Source organism: Pseudomonas sp. B329 (assembly GCF_023127835.1).
GTDB lineage: Bacteria > Pseudomonadota > Gammaproteobacteria > Pseudomonadales > Pseudomonadaceae > Aquipseudomonas > Aquipseudomonas synxantha_A.
The window spans coordinates 70,002-87,352 of record NZ_SPKP01000045.1 but is presented as its reverse complement, the minus strand read 5'-3'; the positions used below and the strand labels follow the sequence as shown (position 1 = coordinate 87,352).

Below are 17,351 nucleotides of genomic sequence, written 5' to 3'. Positions count from 1 at the left end.
ATCACTGTGCAGGAGCCATTCACCCCAATGACGGCGAATGCTCCAGCAACGTGCGCGTATATGCCGCCTGTGGTTGATCCAAAACATCATCAACGGCCCCCTGCTCCACCACCCTTCCGACCTTCAACACCAGCACCCGATCAGCAATCGCGCGCACCACGCCCAGGTCGTGGGTGACGAATAACATCGTCAATCCTTCACGCTGTAGCTGGCGCAGCAGGTCCAGGATCGACGCCTGTACCGATACGTCCAATGCCGAGGTGATTTCATCGCAAATCAGCAACCTGGGCTCGCACAACAGCGCACGGGCGATAGCCACTCGCTGGCGTTCACCACCTGACAGGCTGTGGGGAAAGAGGCCGGCGACTGATCCCGGCAGTGACACACGCTTGAGCACGGCTTCCACTCGCTCCCGTGCTGGCGCCCCTTGCACGCCGAAGAAATGCGCCAGTGGCGCACTCAGAGTCTGGTACACGGTTTGCCGTGGGTTCAACGCACGATATGGATTCTGGAAGATGTATTGAATCTGGTGGCGCAGGCCTGCATCGCGCTGGCGGGCGTGCAACGGTAAATGCCGGCCGGCGTAGTCCAGTGCCCCCTCGGCATTCTCCCCAAGGCCAGCAATAGCCCGCGCCAGGCTGGTCTTGCCCGAGCCCGACTCACCCACAATCGCCAGGCATTCACCCGGTTGCACCTGCAGCGAGACATCGAACAACACCTGCCGGTCATAGGCGACGTTCAAGCCTCTGACCGACAACAGTGACCGCTCTACCCGGCCCTTCAAGGCCGCAATTGGCGCGAGTGCCTTGACCTGTAACGCCTGATCGTAAGGCGCCAGGCAAGCCACCCCACGACCGGCCGCGTTCATCTGCAATAACGGCTCAGCCACCGCGCACCCAGCCGTAAACCGCTCACAACGCGGCCCGAAACTGCATCCCTGGGGCCGACGCCCCGGCGCCGGTGCATGCCCGGCAATCGCCGTCAATTCGCGCCGTCCCGCTACATCCGGAATCGCCGCCAGCAACCCTCGGGTATAGGGATGGGACGGTCGACTGAACAACTCATCCCGCGTCGCCGTTTCAACGATGCGCCCGGCGTACATCACCATCACCCGGTCCACCAGGTCCTTGATCACCGCCAGGTCGTGGGACACATACACCGCCGCTACGCCCTGGCTTTTGCACAGCCGATGCAGCGTGGCGAGGATATGCGCCTGGGTGCTGACGTCCAGCGCAGTGGTCGGCTCGTCCAGCACGATCAGGCGCGGGCGCAGCACAAAAGCCAGCGCCAGCATCACCCGTTGCTGCTGGCCGCCGGACAGTTGATGGGGAAAGCGCCGCAGAAACCCGTGATCATCCGGCAAGCCGACATCACGCAGGGTCTCGATGAGGCGCTGCTGTTGCGCCTCGCGGTCAAGCCCAGAAGGATGCGCCGCTAAGGTCTCACGCAACAGGTGACCGATGCGCAGTGCCGGATTGAGCGCGGTGGCCGGGTCCTGGGCGACATAACCGATCAGGCTGCCACGGGCACGGCGCAAGGCTTCGCCTTCCAGGCTCAACAATGCCTGGTCACCTACGTGCACCTGTCCGCCGACAATCCGTGCACCGCGCCGAGCATGTGCCAGCAACGCAGTCGCCAAGGTGGTCTTGCCCGAGCCCGACTCCCCCACCAAACCGAGAATTTCCCCGGCAGCCAGGCTGAACGAGATGCCCGACACCACATCTACATGCCCCGGCAATTCCACCCGCAGGTCGCGGACCTGCAACACCCCGGCTTCGATTTCGGTAATCGCATTCATGCTTGTGTGTCTCCCAGCCTTGCGCTGCTGCGGCCGATGCCTTCAGCCAAAATATTGGTGCCGTAGGCAAACACACCGATCAGCACCGCCGGAGCCAATACGGCCCAGGGTTGCACCAGCAGGCCGGCCTGGTTTTCATTGATCATCAGCCCCCAGTCAGCGGTGGGTGGCGCCACGCCGTAGCCAAGAAAACTCAGGCCCGACAGCATGCCCACACCCCAGGTCAGCATGTTGCCGAAATGCACCAGCAGGGGCGTGAGGATGTTCGGCAGGATCTCCTTGAACAGAATTCGGCGTCGCGAATAGCCCATCATTTGCGCCGCTTCAACGAACTCCTGACCTGCCACTGCTACCGCACTCGCCCGCGCCAAACGGATAACGCCCGGTATAAAGGCGATGGAGACTGTCAGCACGATCAACCACGGTGCGCGCCCCAACATGGACACAATCAGCAGCACCAGAATCAGGTCGGGGAACGCCAGGGACACATCCGCCGACCAGGTAATAAACTGATCCAGGCGCCGACGCGACAAACCCGCCAGCAACCCCAACGTAGTACCCACCGCCAGTGCAATACTAGCGGCTGCGACCGACATCCACAGCACCGACAAACCACCGCTGAGCAACCGCGACAGCACGTCATGCCCCAGGAAGTCATACCCTAGCCACGCATCACCTGCAGGCGCGCCGTAGACAGGACCGACCATGTCCGTCGACCCGTGAGGTGCCAACCAAGGCCCGAACAGCGCCACGACCACCACCAGCAAAGTGATCAACGCGCCCTTACGTGTTTGTGGTTCGGCCAACCATCGACGGGCACTCATGCATCACCTCGGGAGCGGCGCCACCACGGGGTTATTCCCCTTCGGTTGCGTTGAATCAGGGTCACCCGCCGTGCGGTGCGCAGCTTGGGTGTAAGCAGTACGGTCAATAGGTCGGCCAGTAGGTTGATCAGCACCACCGCGAGGGTGATCACCAGCACAATCGCCTGGATCATCGGCAGGTCGCGCATCTGGATCGCGGCGTTCAGCGCGGTGCCGATACCGGGATAGCTGAAGATGACTTCCGCCAGCACTGCGCCTCCGATCAACGTACGCAAGGTCAGCGCCACACCCTGGATCGCCGGTACCAGCGCATTGGGCAAAGTGTGGTACCAGACAATCCGCCGCTGCGGAATGCCGCGTAGCCTGGCGGCAATCACGTAATCGGACTCCTGGGCCTCGATCACGGCGGCCCTTACCATGCGCGTGAGGTACGGCAATGCAGTGAGGCTCAAGGCGAATATCGGCAATACCAGAGACTTGAGTTGGCGCAGCAGCGACAGGTCGGGATCCAGGATCGATACCGCGGGTAAGAAATCCATGTGCGGCATGGAAAACAGCAATACCAGGCCAATCGCCAGCAGAAACCCCGGCGTGGCTTTCAGAAAGATCAGCAACGACAGGCTCCAGCGATCCAGCCAGCTGTCGCGTCGCAATGCCAGGGCCACGCCAAGGGCCAGTGCGCCAGGCACTACCACGGTGATCACTCCGACTAGCAACGCCAGTGTGTAGCCCAAACGCCCCCACAGGACATGGCTGACCGGCGCGTTGGAGTCCAGGGAAACCCCGAGGTCCCCGCACAAGACGCTGCCGAGCCAGCGCAGGTATTGCCACAGGATTGGCTGGTCGAGCCCCAACTGGTGTTGCAGGGTAAGGATGCTTTCCAGCGGCGCGTCCGGGCCGAGGATCACCCGCGCGGGGTCGGATGGCAGTGCCTGGGTGGCGATGAATACCACCAGGCTGATTACCCAGGCCGTCAGCAGGCCGTAACCCAGGCGCCCGATAAACCATGACAACCAAGCAGGCGTGCGTGGAGGATTGGCAGACGGCTCAAGCATGCTTCAACCACAGTTCGTCAAACCGCCAGGAAGCGAAGGTGGTCTGCTCTGGCGCCAAACCGCCGACCTTGACCGAGGCGGCGTCCAGCACATCGTTGAAGCCCCAAATCAGCAATCCGCCGCGCACGTGTTGAATCTGCTGGGCCTCGTGTACCAGGCCTTTACGCAGTTCCAGGTCTGGCTGCGCAAGGGCCTTACGGTAGAGGTCATCAAAACGCGGGTCATGGAAGTTGCTGCGGTTGTAGATCGCCAGCGGTGCGTCGTTGTGCAGTGCCGAGGCCAGGAAACCCCGGGCTGGCGTAGAACCCGGCGACACTTGCCACTGCTCACGCTGCGGGCCGTTGAACACAGCGCCATCCACTTGGGTCACGCGTATCTGGACACCGGCCTTTTTCGCTTGCTGGGCCAACACCAGCGCGGCGTTTACACCGGGCCCAGGCGTGGTGGTCAGTTCCACGCGTAAATCCGTCTGCCCGGCCTGACGCAGCAGCGAGCGGGCCTGCTCCAGATCATACGGCCGCTGGGCAATCGCATGGTTGTAGGTGGGATCGTGAGGTGAATACAGGTCATTGGCAATGCGACCGAAACCGTTGAGGCCACGGTCCACCAGCTCTTGCCGATCCGCCAGCAAGCGAAACGCATGGCGCACCCGCACATCATCGAAGGGCGGCTTGGCCAGGTTGAGATTGAAACCGGTAAACGAAGTGCTTGGCGACACGCACAACGACAAGCGTGAGTCGGCTTTGAGCAACGCACTGTGCTCGGCCTGCACACCGCTGGCCACATCGATCTGTCCGGCGCGCAACGCGGCAACACGGGAGACCTGGTCCTTGAACTCGATGATTTCCAGCTCATCGGCATAAGGCTGGCCGGGTTTGTAGTAATTCTCAAACCGCGTGTACAACGAGCGCTGGCCGGGTACGAAACGCTTGAGCCTATAAGGGCCGGCACCTACCGGATTGGTGATGGGGTCATAGTCGGTGGGGACGATGCCGCCAAAGCTGATCAGGGTTTCATCCAGAGGGAAGAAGCTCTGGCCTTGCTTGAAGCGGATTTCGATGGTGCGCTCATCCAGCTTGCGTAAGGCATTGCGATCAATGGCACCGACCAGGCCGGCAAACGGCGATGCCAGCTTGGGATCGGTAAGGCGCAACAACGAAAACAGCATGTCGTCAGCGCCGATGGTCTTGCCATGGTGAAACTCCAGGTCCGGCTTGATGCGGATGGTCCAGGCACTCGCATCGGCATTCGGTTCGGCGAACTCGGCCAGGGCCAGGCGTGTGCTGACATCGGTGTTCCATTCCCAGAACTTGCTGTACAGCGCCCAGCCACGAATGATCCCGCCGCCCACCGGTTTATGGGCATCCAGGTTGCCAGACTGATCGCCATCGATAATGCCAATGCGCAGGCGCCCACCGCTGACGGGCTTACCGCTCAGTACGGCGGCACCCTGAGTCGTCGTGCCGCTGTCGCAGCCGCCCAACAGCAAACCACCGCCGATGGCCAAGCTGTTGCCGAGAAACACCCGGCGAGAAAATCCATCACTCATGGTTCAAGCCTCTTGGCGCTGCGGCGACTTTTGGCTGACACCCAGACGCGGCGCTTCAAAGCCGTGGTCCAGGTCCAGCAGCGGGAACAGCAGGTCGGCCACGCGGTGCGCTTCATCGATCAGCGGGAAGCCAGACAGAATGAACGAGGAAGTGCCCTGGGCTTCGTATTCGCGGATGCGCTCGGCGACCTGTTCCGCGCTGCCCACCAAGTAGGTACCAGCGGCCGGCCCGAGGATATTGAAACCGAATAGGCTCGGGCCAAGCCATACGTTAGGATAGATCTCCAGCTCACGCGCGGTCGGCAAACGCCCGGCGCGAATGGTCTCGACGTTACGCTGGGTCTGCGGGTCGTCGCTGTGGAAATCTTCCAGGCTCACACCGGCCGGCAACTGGCGCTCGATGGCGTTGCGCGCAGTTTGCAGCGAGGTGCGTTGCAGGAGTCTTTCGGCGTGGGCCCAGGCTTCTTCCTCGGTCTCGCGCACGATGATTTGCAAGCGTGTGCCGAAGGTCAGTTCGCGACCGATCTTCGCCGCTTCAGCGGCGACTTTGCGAAACTTGTCGCCGAGTTTTGGCGGAGTATTGGCGAAGCTCAGATACACGTCGAGCAATTGCACCGAATGCTCGACGCCAGGCCCTGAGGTTCCGGCGCCCCACAACGGGATGCCCGGCTTCTGGTAAGGCGGATGCCAGCCGCCCAGCGGATGGTTGGCTGCGCCCGGCGAACGCGGTGCGAGCTTGACGTACTCACCGTCATAGCCACGCGTGTCGCCGGCGTAGAAACCCTGGAACGCCCGCCAGTATTCCAGGCTGAAGGCGTATCGCTCGTCATGCGGGTAGTGCACCCCAAGTGTCGCCAGGCCTGCGTCATTGCCATTGACCACGTTGAACAGCAGGCGGCCATTGGAGAACTGATCGAAGGTCAGCGCCCACTTGGCCAACACCGCTGGCGATAACTCGCCCGGGTGCTGCGCCACCAGAAAACGTAGGCGCTGGGTGGCGTCGATCAACGACGCGGCCACCGCCAGGCTTTCATTGGGGCTGGAACCGAGCAGCGAACCGTAGTAGCCCAGGCGATCACTGGCCACGGCGAGCTGCTTGAGGTGCTGGAAATCAGTGTTCCAACGGCCTTCCGGCTCCCATGGGTACGGGCCATCGGGCGTGGTCAAGTACCAAAGAATTTTTACAGCCATAAAAAACATCCTTGAAATAGAGAACCCTGTGGGAGCTGGTAAGGCGTTAGCGGCGGTCGATGGCCGGGACCAGGCCCAGTGCCGTGGCTTGTTCGAACAGGCCGCTCATTTTCCATTGCTGGGTCAACACGCCCGGCCCGTAGGCCCGTGAGCCACCGAGCGCATCGGCAAGCAATTGCAGTTGTGCACCCTCCTCGAGCAACAGGATGAATTCGGCGGTAGCGCGCAGGCCTTGCTTGCCCCACACGGTGGAGCCGCCATTGGCCTCCAGGATCGCCAGGTTGAAGGGGTTCTCGGCGATCTTGTCGAGGATAAAGTCCACTTCCTGTTGGCGACGGTCGATATACACCGGCAGTTCACGGGCCAACTGGTAGCGCTGCACCGGCACGTAATGGAATGGCAAGGTGCGGTGGGTCTGGGCCCAGGCGCCCAGGTACGGCGAATGCACGTGGGACACGGTGGTCACATTCGGGTGTTGCTGGAACAGCTTGGTGTAGCGCCCCAGACCGCCCTTGCCTTTGCCAAAAACCACGTTGCCGGCAAAGTCGGTAACCGTGGCTTGCAGCGGTTTGCGGTAGTTCCACGGGCCTCCGTAATTCACCGATACCAACAGTTCCTGGCCAGGTACGCGTTCGATAAAGCCGACGGTCCCAGCAGCGGTGATAGTGTTTGTTTCACGGAATACGGTGAAGGCTTCTTCGGCTTCCAGCAGGACCCTATCGATAAAGGTTTGCAGTTCCTGGCTGATCGGTTGTGCGTGGGCAATGGCAGTCATGGGGATTCTCCGGATTCAGGCGCGGCGCTTGGCCAACAGTTCATGGGCAGCTTGCAGGGGGCGCGGGTCGACCCAGTCGGCGATCACAAAATCGCGCTCCAGGAAGCCGTGCAGGTAGAGGAAATCTTTCTGGATATCGAGGAATTCCAGGCGCTGGGCAGACAGGTCCGGCGCCAGGGTGGTGTGGAAATCACCGCGATAAGCCTCGGCCACACCGGCACTGCCGGCGCGAGTTTCTTCTTCTAGAATGGCGTTCAGGCTGTCGCGGTTGTTGGCCGCCCAATCGGCGGCGCTGAGGGTTTGCGCGAGAAAGCGCACCACCAGGTCAAAGTGGTTGTCCAGCAGGCTCTGGTGAACGGTGATCGGACGCGGCGTGCCGTTGTTGATGCGGTAGCGCGGCTCGGCGATCAGGTCCAAGTCGATCCCCACCACCAGCCCCAGGCGGCGTGCGGCGTCGGCCGCCGAAGCACCCTTGACGTAAACCGCATCCACCTCTCCACGCACCAGGTAATCCAGGCCGGACCACAAGCGCTGCAAACCTTGCTGCGGGTCAGGCGCTTGTTCCTGGTCCTGCAATGCCACTTCCACCAGTTCCACATCATCAAACCCCAGTCCGGCCAGGCTCAATGCGCCCTTATAGCCATGCAGGCTCATGGCGCGGGCGATGCTGCCGGGACGGTTTTCACCCCAGGCCGGCAGGGCCAGGCGCTTGCCTTTGAGGTCTGCGGGACGGGTGATGCCGGAGTCCGGGCGGACCAGGATGGTCTGCCATTCCTCGATCCAGGTCAGCCCGATCAAGCGGCTCGGCGCACCCGCAGCACGAGCGGCCAATGCAGGGACGTTGCCGCCTTCGCGAAACAGCCCCGGCAAATCGTGATCATAGTGGTGCCGGCCCAACTGACGCGCCTCCTGCAAGGTGGACACCGGCAGGCCGTCGGGTGCGAACTCCTCGGTCAACCAGCCCAGCTTATAGGCGATGCCGGACGCAGTCGGCACCGGGCAACGGGTAAACCAGATCTGCTCAAGCTCAGGTGTGGACAGGACAGCGGAAAGTGTCATGGGCAGCTCCATTAAATTGGGCAAGTCAGTGGAGGGGGTATTGCAGAGGGCGTGCCAATCGCTCAAAGCCCCGGTTTACAAGGACATGGAAACAAACATCCAAACGCGACTGCTGGCCTGCCAACAGCACTGCTGCTCTTCCAGCAGCCGTTTCACGACGCTGCTTCCCCAGCAGCAAACCGGCACGCCCCCCTCCCCCGTACAGCAGGGGTTTGCTCGTTGGCGCAGAACTTGCTCAAGCCCTCCCAACACCAACCTCCCCGCAGGAGCCGGCTTGCCGGCGATGTTCGTCAACGATGACGCACAGCCATAGAGGAACGGGGCAAACCAAAGGATGAATGAATGACAACGTATGAACAGGCGCCCGCCCGCCACCTGCACAGCGAAACCGAGGCCATCGACGCCGCCAGAGAAATCGCCGTGGAGATCGCCAGCATTGCCGCCGACACCCAGCAAAATGGCCAACTGCCCTGGCGCCAGGCGCAATTGCTGTCCGAAAGCGGCATCACCGCCATCGGTGTACCTAAGGCCTTCGGCGGCCTGGGCGCATCGGTGCAGACCATCGTCGAAACCGTGCGCATCATTTCGGTGGCCGACGGCGGCGTCGGGCAACTGCTGCAAATCCACAATGTGATGCTGCGCGGGATTTTCAACGGTTACCCGGATGCAGTACTCGATCGGCTGGTCAGCGATGTCCTGGCTGGCAAGCGTTTCGGCAACGCCCTGGCCGAGGTAGGCGGCAAGAACAAGTTCGCCCTCAAGACCCGCGTCGAACGCCGCGAGGACGGCGCCCTGGTACTCAATGGCAGCAAGTTTTACTCCACGGGCTCTTACCTGGCCGAATGGATCTCCCTCACGGCCGCCTCGGATGACGGCGGTGCCGGCGTACTGCTCAACCGCAACACGCCAGGCCTGACCCTGGTGGACGACTGGGACGCCTTCGGCCAGAACAACTCGGTGAGTGGCACGGTGAACTTCGACAATATCGTGCTGGATGAGGATTTTGTTTCACGCCGCAAGGGCCCAATGAAACGTACGGGGTTGACCTTCCCGCAGATCCTTCACGCGGCCATTGATACGGGTATCGCGGCCGGCGCGTTGTCGGCGGCCGTCGACTACCTCAAGCACAACGCTCGGCCTTGGGTAGAAAGCGGCGTAGACCATGCCAATGAGGAGCCGCACATCATCAAACAGATTGGCGAATACGCCGTGGCCCTGCGCGCCGCTGAATCCCTGCTGCGCGATGCGGCACGGATATTTGACCGCCATGAGCAAGCCCCGGAAAACAAAGAGCTGCAAGACGAGCTGATCCTTTCGGTGGCCACTGCCCGTGCCCATTCGGACAGCGCCTCGCTGAAGATCTCCAGCGATATCTTCTCGCTGCTGGGGGCCAGTTCATCGCTGAGCAAATGGAACCTCGACCGCTTCTGGCGCAATGCCCGGGTGCACACCACCCACGACCCGATCCGCTGGCGCCTGCACCATGTGGGCAACTACTACCTCAATGGCGTGGACCCCGGTGAATACACCGCGATCCTCAACGCCAAGGAAACCCAGGGCGCTACACGCAAATAAATCACCGTAGGGTTTTGTGTGTGCCCTTATACGCCGTTTATGCCAATGAGCTTTTCATGATCGAACGACACCCTCTTCTACGCAGCCTGGCGATCTATAAGGAAATGCCCTGGCGATTCACTCTGGTGGCGGCGCTGTACGTGGCCATCAACCTGGGCCTGGTCTGGCAGCAATGGCTGATCGGCCATGCAGTCAATGACGTGAGCGCCGGACGTGCCGTGGTACGCCTCAGCGACGGCAGCCTGGATGCCGGCCTTGGCTGGTACTGGCTGGGCCTGATGCTTGCCGTGGCCCTGGGCCGTGGCGTGCTGCAATACATCGCCAGCGTGTTGTCGCTGGTGATCAGCCAGGAACTGCTGACGCGCCTGCGCTCACGCATCCTGGCCCAGGTGCAAAGCCTGCACCTGGGCTATCACTGGCAGCACGGCATGGGTGAAATGATCACCCGCACCACCCGTGATGCCGACAAAGTGCGCGACGCATTGATCACTTTCTGGCGGCAGTTGGTAGAGACACCGCTGGTGGTGCTGGCCACGGTTGGCCTGCTGAGCTGGTACAACCCGCTGCTAGGGCTGGTGCCGCTGTTGCTGACGGTGACCGGCTTGGCGATTTTCGTGCGTCAGACCGAACAGCTGGTGAGCCTGGATCGCGCGGTCGGTAGCGCCTATGACCGGGTCAACCAGGACCTGAGCGAAGGCATTGGCGGCGTACGGGTGATCAAGTCGTTCGCCCTGGAACAGCGGCGTATCAAGGGCTTTGCAGATCAGGTGGCGGTGTTTGCTGCGTTGGCGCGCCAGGCCCTGGCTTATTCCAGCTCACGTATTCCGCTGCCCCAGGCCGTAGTGGCGCTGGGTCACGTCTGGATCCTGGTATACGGCGCGCACCTTGTGGCGACCGGTCAACTGGGAATCGGCGAATTGGTCACTTCGCTGCTGATCGCCACCACCCTGGTGTTTCGTATAGAGGGCATCGGCCGGGTAATGCAGACCTTCGCCGATGCCCGCGCCAGTGCGGAACGCATCTGGCAACTGCTGGACGCCCCAGCCGCGATCCGCAGTGGTGCTGCCACCCTACCCGCCAGCCCACTGGGACTGAAGTTGGAACAGGTCAGCGTGACCGCGCCCGGTGGTGGCCGCGACATTTTGCACGGCTGTTCGCTGACATTGCAGCCGGGTGAAATCGTCGCGCTGGTGGGCGCAACCGGTACCGGTAAGAGCCTGCTCGCCAGCTTACTGCCACGCCTGACCGATGTAACCGCCGGGCGCCTGTTGCTCGGTTCGGACAACGACGGCTGGCATGACATCCGTAACCTGCAACTGGGCCCGCTGCGTCAGCGAGTGCATGTGGTACCCCAGGAGAGTTTCCTGTTTGCCGGCAGCCTGGCGGCCAACCTGCGCCTGACCGCGCCTAATGCCACTGACGAAGAACTGCGCGAAGCGTTGCATCAAGCCGCTGCTGAAGATGTCCTGCAGCGCCTGCCCCTGGGCCTTGAAACCCCTCTCGGCGATAGGGGCGTGACCTTATCCGGCGGCCAGCGCCAACGCCTGTGCCTGGCCCGCGCGCTGCTCGGAAAACCCGACATCCTGTGCCTGGACGACGCCACCAGCGCCCTCGACGCCATCAGCGAGCGCCAGGTGCTGCACAACCTTGGACACCTGCGCGGCACCACGGTGCTGGTGATCTCCAGCAAGCTCTCGACCATCCTGCTGGCCGACCGCGTGCTGATGCTGGACGACGGTAGGATCACCGCCCAAGGCACCCATGCTGAACTGCAATCAACCAATGCGCACTACCGCGACCTGCTGGGGGTAGACAATGGCTAACCCGCTGCCAGGCAAAGCCTTGAGCGATATCGAAATCGAAGAAATGCTGGCGAAAAAGGTCCTCGATCGTGGCATGTTCAAGCGCTTGCTGCCGTTGCTGCGACCGATCCGTCGGCAAATTGCGGCTGTTATCGGCATTGAGATCCTACTGGTGTTCACCGTGTTCCTGCGGCCCTGGTTTGTACGCGAGCTGCTGGACCGAGGGCTGATCCGGCAAGCCGATCACTGGCTGCTGGAGGAAAACCTGGTGCTATGGCTAGGCCTGGGCCTGGCGACAAGTTGGCTGGCGCGTTTCCTGCTGGCCGGCGTCTCGCAGTTTGTTGCCGGCGGCGCGGCGATCCGCGTGTTGAATGCCTTGCGCGTGCAGGTGTTTGCCCATGTGCAGAACCTAAGCGTGAGCTACTTCGACCTGACCCGTGCAGGGCGCATCATTTCCCGGGTCGACCGCGATGTCGACGCCCTCGAACCGCTGGTGATCCAGGGTCCGCCGGAGTTGCTGGGCGCCGTGCTGCGCTGCGGCCTGGCCTCGGTAATGCTCTGGCGCATCGACCCACGGTTCTTCCTCAGCCTGGTGGCGACGGTGCCATTGCTGGTGCTCGCGACATGGAGCTTCAAGCGTATTTCCCAGCGCAACTGGGCCAAGGTCGCGGAGAACCGCAGCCGCTTTACTGCGCACTTGGTGGAAAGTGTCAGCGGTGCGCGCTTGCTGCAACAGTGCGCCCAGGAGGCGCCGAACCTGCAGCGCTATCGCGTGCTGCTGGATGATTTCAACCATGCGCTGATTCGCGGCAGTTTGCGCTCGTCGTGGTTTGCACCGTTTACCGCACTGCTCAGTTCAGCAGGCATCGCGCTGTTATTGCTGGTGGGTGCGTATGGGTTGGCGGCGGGTGAAGTCAGTGTCGGCCAGGTGGCAGAAAGCCTGTTCTACGTGTTTCTGTTCCTGGGGCCATTGCAGGAGCTGTCGGACCTGTTTGAACGCTACGCCACGGGTTCGGCGTCGGCCCAGCGGATCTTCCTGTTGCTTGACACGCGCCCGCAGATCGTCGACAGCGCTACCCCCCGCGCATTGGAGCGCGCCCGTGGAGAAGTGCAGTTTGACCAAGTGGAGTTCGGTTATGGTCAGGCGCCCGTAATCAAAGGCTTGAGCCTGCATATTCCAGCCGGAGAAGTGCTGGCGATCGTCGGCCCGTCCGGCCACGGCAAAAGTACCTTGGTGCAACTGCTGACACGCTTCTACGAAGTCCAAGCCGGCGCCGTGCGACTCGACGGCATCAATGTGCGCGACCTGGCGCAACACACCTTGCGTCGCCATGTGGGCGTGGTGTTGCAGGACAATGTACTGTTCAGCGGCAGCATCCTCGACAACCTGCGCCTGGCCGCGCCCCATGCCGATGATGCAACGCTGGTCGCCGCTGCCCGTGAACTGGGCGCCGATGAAGTTCTGGAACGCCTGCCCCATCAGTACCACACTGAAGTAGGGCCGCTGGGGGCTCATCTGAGCCATGGCCAGCGGCAACTGGTGTGCCTGGTGCGCGCGTACCTGGCGGACCCGGCGGTGCTGGTTCTGGATGAGGCGACGTCGGCGGTCGATATTCATACCGAACGGCGTATCCAACGGGCCTTGCGACGCCTGTGTGAGGGGCGTACGGCAATCATCATCGCCCACCGCCTGGCAACAATTCGGGATGCCGACCGGATTGCCGTCGTACGCCACGGCCAAGTGGTGGAACTGGGGCCACACCAGCAATTGATCGGACAGGTCGGGCCCTATGCAGCGCTGTACCACACCTACCTGCTCAGCGCCCATCAACCTGACGCCATCGCCCTGTAGGAGCCGGCTTGCCGGCCCCCTGAAAGCCTATGTTGCGCGTCCAGCATTGGTTGCTGGGAGGCTGCTGCTACAGCAGCAGCCCTCTTCTTCTGAAGTGCGGTTCCCCCCGTAGCCACTGGCCGAAGCGCCCATGGCATGCACGTTGCACAGACCTTGCGCATCAGGTCTGCGCCCCTTGCACGACTCAAATCAGGAGCACCCATGAGCACTGAATTTTTCTGGCGCCTGCCGTTGGGCACCGACGGTCCGCAACTGACCACCGACAAACACAACCGTGGCAACCCCGACTACCGGCCTGGCAACATCGCCCCGGGGCGATTACCCAACGGCGAGCCGGATGACTTCACCTACATCGACTACATCGCCCAAGTGGCCAAGGCCGCCGAACTTGCAGGTTTTGAAGGCGCCCTGCTGCCCACTGGCCCCGAGCCCTGGATCGCCGCTGCAGCGCTGGCCCGCGAAACCCGGCGCATCAAGTTCCTGATCGCCTTCCAAGCCACCTGGACCCTGCCCGCCTACGCCGCGCAGCAAGCCGCGATCCTGCAGAACCTCAGCCGTGGCCGCCTGGAGTGGAACATCATCACCGGAGGTAACCCCGCGAGCCAGCGCGCCAATGGTGATTTCCTCGAACATGACCTGCGCTACAAGCGCACCGGCGAATTCCTGGACATCATCCAGGGCCTGTGGAAGAACGAAAAATTCTCCTACGACGGTGAGATCTACCAACTGGAAAACGGTGCCCTGCCCACCGGCCTGCGTCATGAGCGCAAGCCAGGAGTTTACTTCTCCGGATTCTCCGATGCTGCGTTGGGCGTTGCCGCCAAACACGCCGACGTGTACCTGAATTGGGCCGAGCCCATCGACAAGCTCAAGCCGCATATCGAGCGCGTACGCGAGTTGGCTGACAAACAAGGGCGCACGGTACGTTTCGGCCTGCGGGTCGACCTGTTCGCCCGTGAGACCGAAGAGCTGGCCTGGAAAGACCTGCGACGCCAATTCGACAAACTCGAAGGCAAGACCAGTACAGTTGCCAAAGGTTTTACCAGCGGTTCGGATTCAGTCGGCGGCGCGCGGCAGACCGCCTATCACCAGAACGTCGACCGCTTCGACGACCTGACCATCGGCCCCAACCTCTGGGCTGGTTTCGCCAAGGCCAAGCCGGGACCCACCGTCGGCCTGGTGGGCAGCCACGAAAACATCGCCGAGCGCCTGGTGGAATACCGCGACGCTGGCTTCTCGACCTTTATCCTTGCCGGCAACCCGCACCTTGAGGAGGCCTTGCGCATTGGCCAGGAAGTATTGCCGCTGGTGCACCAACGCCCGGCGATCCAACCTTTGAAAGCCAGCGCCTAAGCGCTGGGGGAGAACCTCTGATGACACAACCCCTCGACACTCTCTGGTATACCCGTTGTCCTGTGCCAACCGGGCTGGGCATCGCCGTACAAAAGGGCTGGTTGCAAGACACCGTCGGCGCCTTGGGCACCGAGGTGCAGTCCCTGCGCGAATCGAATGACAAGGCCGTGCGCGAGTCGCACTTCGACCACACCTTGCAGAACTCGGTGCGCCATGGCGGCAATATCCCGGCGATCTGGGCCCGCGCCCAAGGCCGCGAAACCCGGGTGATCGGCTTGTCCTGGGCGGATGAAGTGCAACTGATCCTGACCCGCCCGGACAGCGGCATCAAGACCGTCAAGGACCTCAACGGCCGCACCTTCGGCTTGCCGGACTGGGCCGGCGTTCAAATCGACTTCACCCGCGCCCAGGCCCTGCGCGGCCTGGAAAACGCGCTGTCGCTGGAAGGCTTGAAAGTCGGCGATGTGAAGCTTGTCAACTTCCGCTACGGCGGTACCTTCAGTGACAGCGCCGTGCGCAATGTAGCCGGCACGCCGGTTAACACCCAGGTCAGCGCGCGCAACCTGGAACTGATCGGCCTGCTGCGCGGCGAGGTGGATGCAATTTTCCTCAAGGGCGCCAGCGCCGCCCAGCACGCCCATGATTTCGGCCTGCATATCGTGATCGATACAGGCGCCCACCCCGACCCACTGATCCGCAGCAACAACGGCACCCCACGCACGCTGGCGGTAGACCTGAACCTGCTGGAGAACCATTTTGACGTGGCCACTGGCATCCTCGACGCGGTGCTGCGCGCCGAACAGTGGGCCCATACCCACCCGGAAGACACCCGCCGTTACCTGGCGCGGGAAACCAACAGCAGCGAGTATTGGGTGACAGCCGCCTATGGCCACGACGCGCACCTGCGCCTGCGTACCGAGCTGGATGAACAGGCGATTGCTGCCCTGCAGGACTTCACCAACTTTTTGCACCGTTGGCGCTTTATTCCACAGCGCTTCGATGTGCGTGAATGGATCGATGCACGGCCGTTGAACACTGTGCTCAACGACAACGCCAACGCTGCAGGAGCTGGGTTGCCAGCGATGGCCTCCTAATGATTACTGCATCATTCACGGGCGCCATCGCCAGCAAGCCGGGCTCCTGCAATGTGCGAACATTTCATGGATTTGAACGAAGAATTTTATGAGCAAACCACTCGATACTCTCTGGTATACCCACAGCCCGGTCCCCACCGGGCTTGGCATCGCGGTGCAGTCCGGGCGACTGGCCGAAGCCTTCCTGCCCTTTGGCACCAATATCCAATCGTTGCGCGAGTCCACCGAGCGGGAAGTGCGCGAAGCCCACTATGACCATCATCTGCAGAATTCGGTGCGCCACGGTGGCAATATCCCGGCGATCTGGGCCTACGCCAGTGGCGTCGAAACCCGCGTGCTGGGGTTGTCGTGGAGCGACGAGGTGCAGTTGATCCTCACCACCGCAGAGAGCGGTGTTAAGAACGTACGCGACCTGAAAAACCGCCGTTTCGGTCTGCCCAAGTGGGCCAACGTACAGATCGACTTCACGCGTGCCCAGGCCCTGCGTGGCCTGGAAAACGCACTCAAACTCGAAGGTTTGAACGTGTCGGACGTGGAGCTGGTGGATTACCCCTATGGCGGGACCTACAGCGATAACCAGACCTCCTATGTGTATGGCCCCGAAATCGGACTGGGGGTCAGCCGCTTCAGCCGGCGCAACAATGAACTGATCGGCCTGCTGCGCGGCGATATCGACGCAATCTTTCTCAAGGGCGCCCACGCTGTGCACTTGGCCAATGAGTTCGGCTTGCATGTCGTAGTAGATACTGGCTCGCACCCTGACCCGTTGATCCGCAGCAACAACGGCACGCCGCGCGCCCTCACCGTGGATATCAACCTGCTGCAAGAGCATTTCGATGCCAGCGTGAAAATCGTCGATACCGTGCTGCGCACCGAGCAGTGGGCCTGGGCCAACCCGGATGAAACCCGGCGCTTTCTCGCCAAAGAACTCAATACCAGCGAATACTGGGTCACGGCCGCCTATGGTGAAGATGCGCACCGTCGACTACGGACCACGCTGGACTCGCGCTCGATCGATGCATTGCAGGATTTCACCGACTTCCTGTTCCGCTGGAACTTCATCCCGCGCCGCTTCGATGTGCGCGACTGGATCGACTTCAGCGTGCTGGAAAAAGTCATTGGTTCCACTTCGCGCGTCGCTGTTTAGTCCTACCCTACCTGTAGGAGCCCGGCTTGCCGGCGATGGCAGCCGTGAAAACGCCATCGCCGGCAAGCCGGGCTCCTACAATTAATGTGTGATCAGTGCCAGCTGTGTTGGCCTAGCAACACTTTCCCTGCTGCTCCAGCAACACACTGCGCGCACTTTCTGCTGAATCCTCCGCAGGTCGTTTTCACGCCTCTTGAAAGAGTTATAAAACTCAGCTTTATATATTTTTTTATAATTAAAATTAGTAGCTTACGATCATGTATCAACACTGAAATCC

At 61.9% G+C, this 17,351-nt stretch carries 13 protein-coding genes; 6 read left to right on the top strand and 7 right to left on the bottom strand.

What is annotated here, in order from left to right; all coding sequences use genetic code 11:
- Nucleotides 1–19 precede the first annotated feature (19 nt).
- The 7 genes from E4P00_RS21040 to E4P00_RS21010 are packed head-to-tail and all read right to left on the bottom strand — an operon-like array spanning nt 20 to nt 8,251.
- Nucleotides 20–1,798 (bottom strand): ABC transporter ATP-binding protein, encoded by a 1,779-nt coding sequence (locus tag E4P00_RS21040; protein ID WP_248132914.1) that lies wholly within the window; start codon nt 1,796–1,798, stop codon nt 20–22.
- Nucleotides 1,795–2,622 carry an ABC transporter permease gene (locus tag E4P00_RS21035; RefSeq protein ID WP_248132913.1) on the bottom strand — a complete coding sequence of 276 codons (828 nt, stop codon included), beginning with the start codon at nt 2,620–2,622 and terminating at the stop codon, nt 1,795–1,797. Before E4P00_RS21035 ends, E4P00_RS21040 begins: the two co-directional genes overlap by 4 nt.
- Nucleotides 2,619–3,677: an ABC transporter permease gene (locus tag E4P00_RS21030; RefSeq protein ID WP_248132912.1), complete on the bottom strand. Its 1,059-nt coding sequence runs from the start codon at nt 3,675–3,677 to the stop codon at nt 2,619–2,621. The genes E4P00_RS21035 and E4P00_RS21030 overlap by 4 nt, the downstream gene beginning before the upstream one ends.
- Nucleotides 3,670–5,226, bottom strand: a complete 1,557-nt coding sequence (locus E4P00_RS21025; protein WP_248132911.1) for an ABC transporter substrate-binding protein — start codon at nt 5,224–5,226, stop codon at nt 3,670–3,672. Before E4P00_RS21025 ends, E4P00_RS21030 begins: the two co-directional genes overlap by 8 nt.
- A 3-nt stretch (nt 5,227–5,229) precedes the next feature.
- Nucleotides 5,230–6,417 (bottom strand): LLM class flavin-dependent oxidoreductase, encoded by a 1,188-nt coding sequence (locus tag E4P00_RS21020; RefSeq protein WP_150293391.1) that lies wholly within the window; start codon nt 6,415–6,417, stop codon nt 5,230–5,232.
- A 46-nt stretch (nt 6,418–6,463) separates the two neighbouring features.
- Nucleotides 6,464–7,192 (bottom strand): class II aldolase/adducin family protein, encoded by a 729-nt coding sequence (locus E4P00_RS21015; RefSeq protein ID WP_248132909.1) that lies wholly within the window; start codon nt 7,190–7,192, stop codon nt 6,464–6,466.
- Nucleotides 7,193–7,207: 15 nt separating this feature from the next.
- A complete protein-coding gene (locus tag E4P00_RS21010) occupies nt 7,208–8,251 on the bottom strand; it encodes an ABC transporter substrate-binding protein (RefSeq protein ID WP_248132907.1) in 1,044 nt (347 codons plus the stop codon).
- A 342-nt stretch (nt 8,252–8,593) separates the two neighbouring features.
- Here E4P00_RS21010 and E4P00_RS21005 point away from each other — a divergent pair, with 342 nt between their 5' ends.
- From E4P00_RS21005 to E4P00_RS20980, 6 genes are all read left to right on the top strand, one after another.
- On the top strand, nt 8,594–9,826 hold the full coding sequence (locus E4P00_RS21005) for an acyl-CoA dehydrogenase family protein (protein ID WP_248132905.1): 1,233 nt from the start codon (nt 8,594–8,596) through the stop codon (nt 9,824–9,826).
- A gap of 56 nt (nt 9,827–9,882) precedes the next feature.
- Nucleotides 9,883–11,649 carry an ABC transporter ATP-binding protein gene (locus tag E4P00_RS21000; protein ID WP_248132902.1) on the top strand — a complete coding sequence of 589 codons (1,767 nt, stop codon included), beginning with the start codon at nt 9,883–9,885 and terminating at the stop codon, nt 11,647–11,649.
- A complete protein-coding gene (locus tag E4P00_RS20995; protein WP_248132900.1) occupies nt 11,642–13,480 on the top strand; it encodes an ABC transporter ATP-binding protein in 1,839 nt (612 codons plus the stop codon). Before E4P00_RS21000 ends, E4P00_RS20995 begins: the two co-directional genes overlap by 8 nt.
- A gap of 201 nt (nt 13,481–13,681) precedes the next feature.
- Entirely contained in the window at nt 13,682–14,833 is a 1,152-nt protein-coding gene (locus tag E4P00_RS20990; protein WP_065941391.1) for an LLM class flavin-dependent oxidoreductase, read from the top strand.
- Between the two features lie 20 nt (nt 14,834–14,853).
- Entirely contained in the window at nt 14,854–15,927 is a 1,074-nt protein-coding gene (locus E4P00_RS20985) for an ABC transporter substrate-binding protein (RefSeq protein ID WP_248132898.1), read from the top strand.
- Nucleotides 15,928–16,015: 88 nt separating this feature from the next.
- A complete protein-coding gene (locus E4P00_RS20980) occupies nt 16,016–17,074 on the top strand; it encodes an ABC transporter substrate-binding protein (RefSeq protein ID WP_248132897.1) in 1,059 nt (352 codons plus the stop codon).
- The last annotated feature ends 277 nt before the right edge of the window (nt 17,075–17,351 follow it).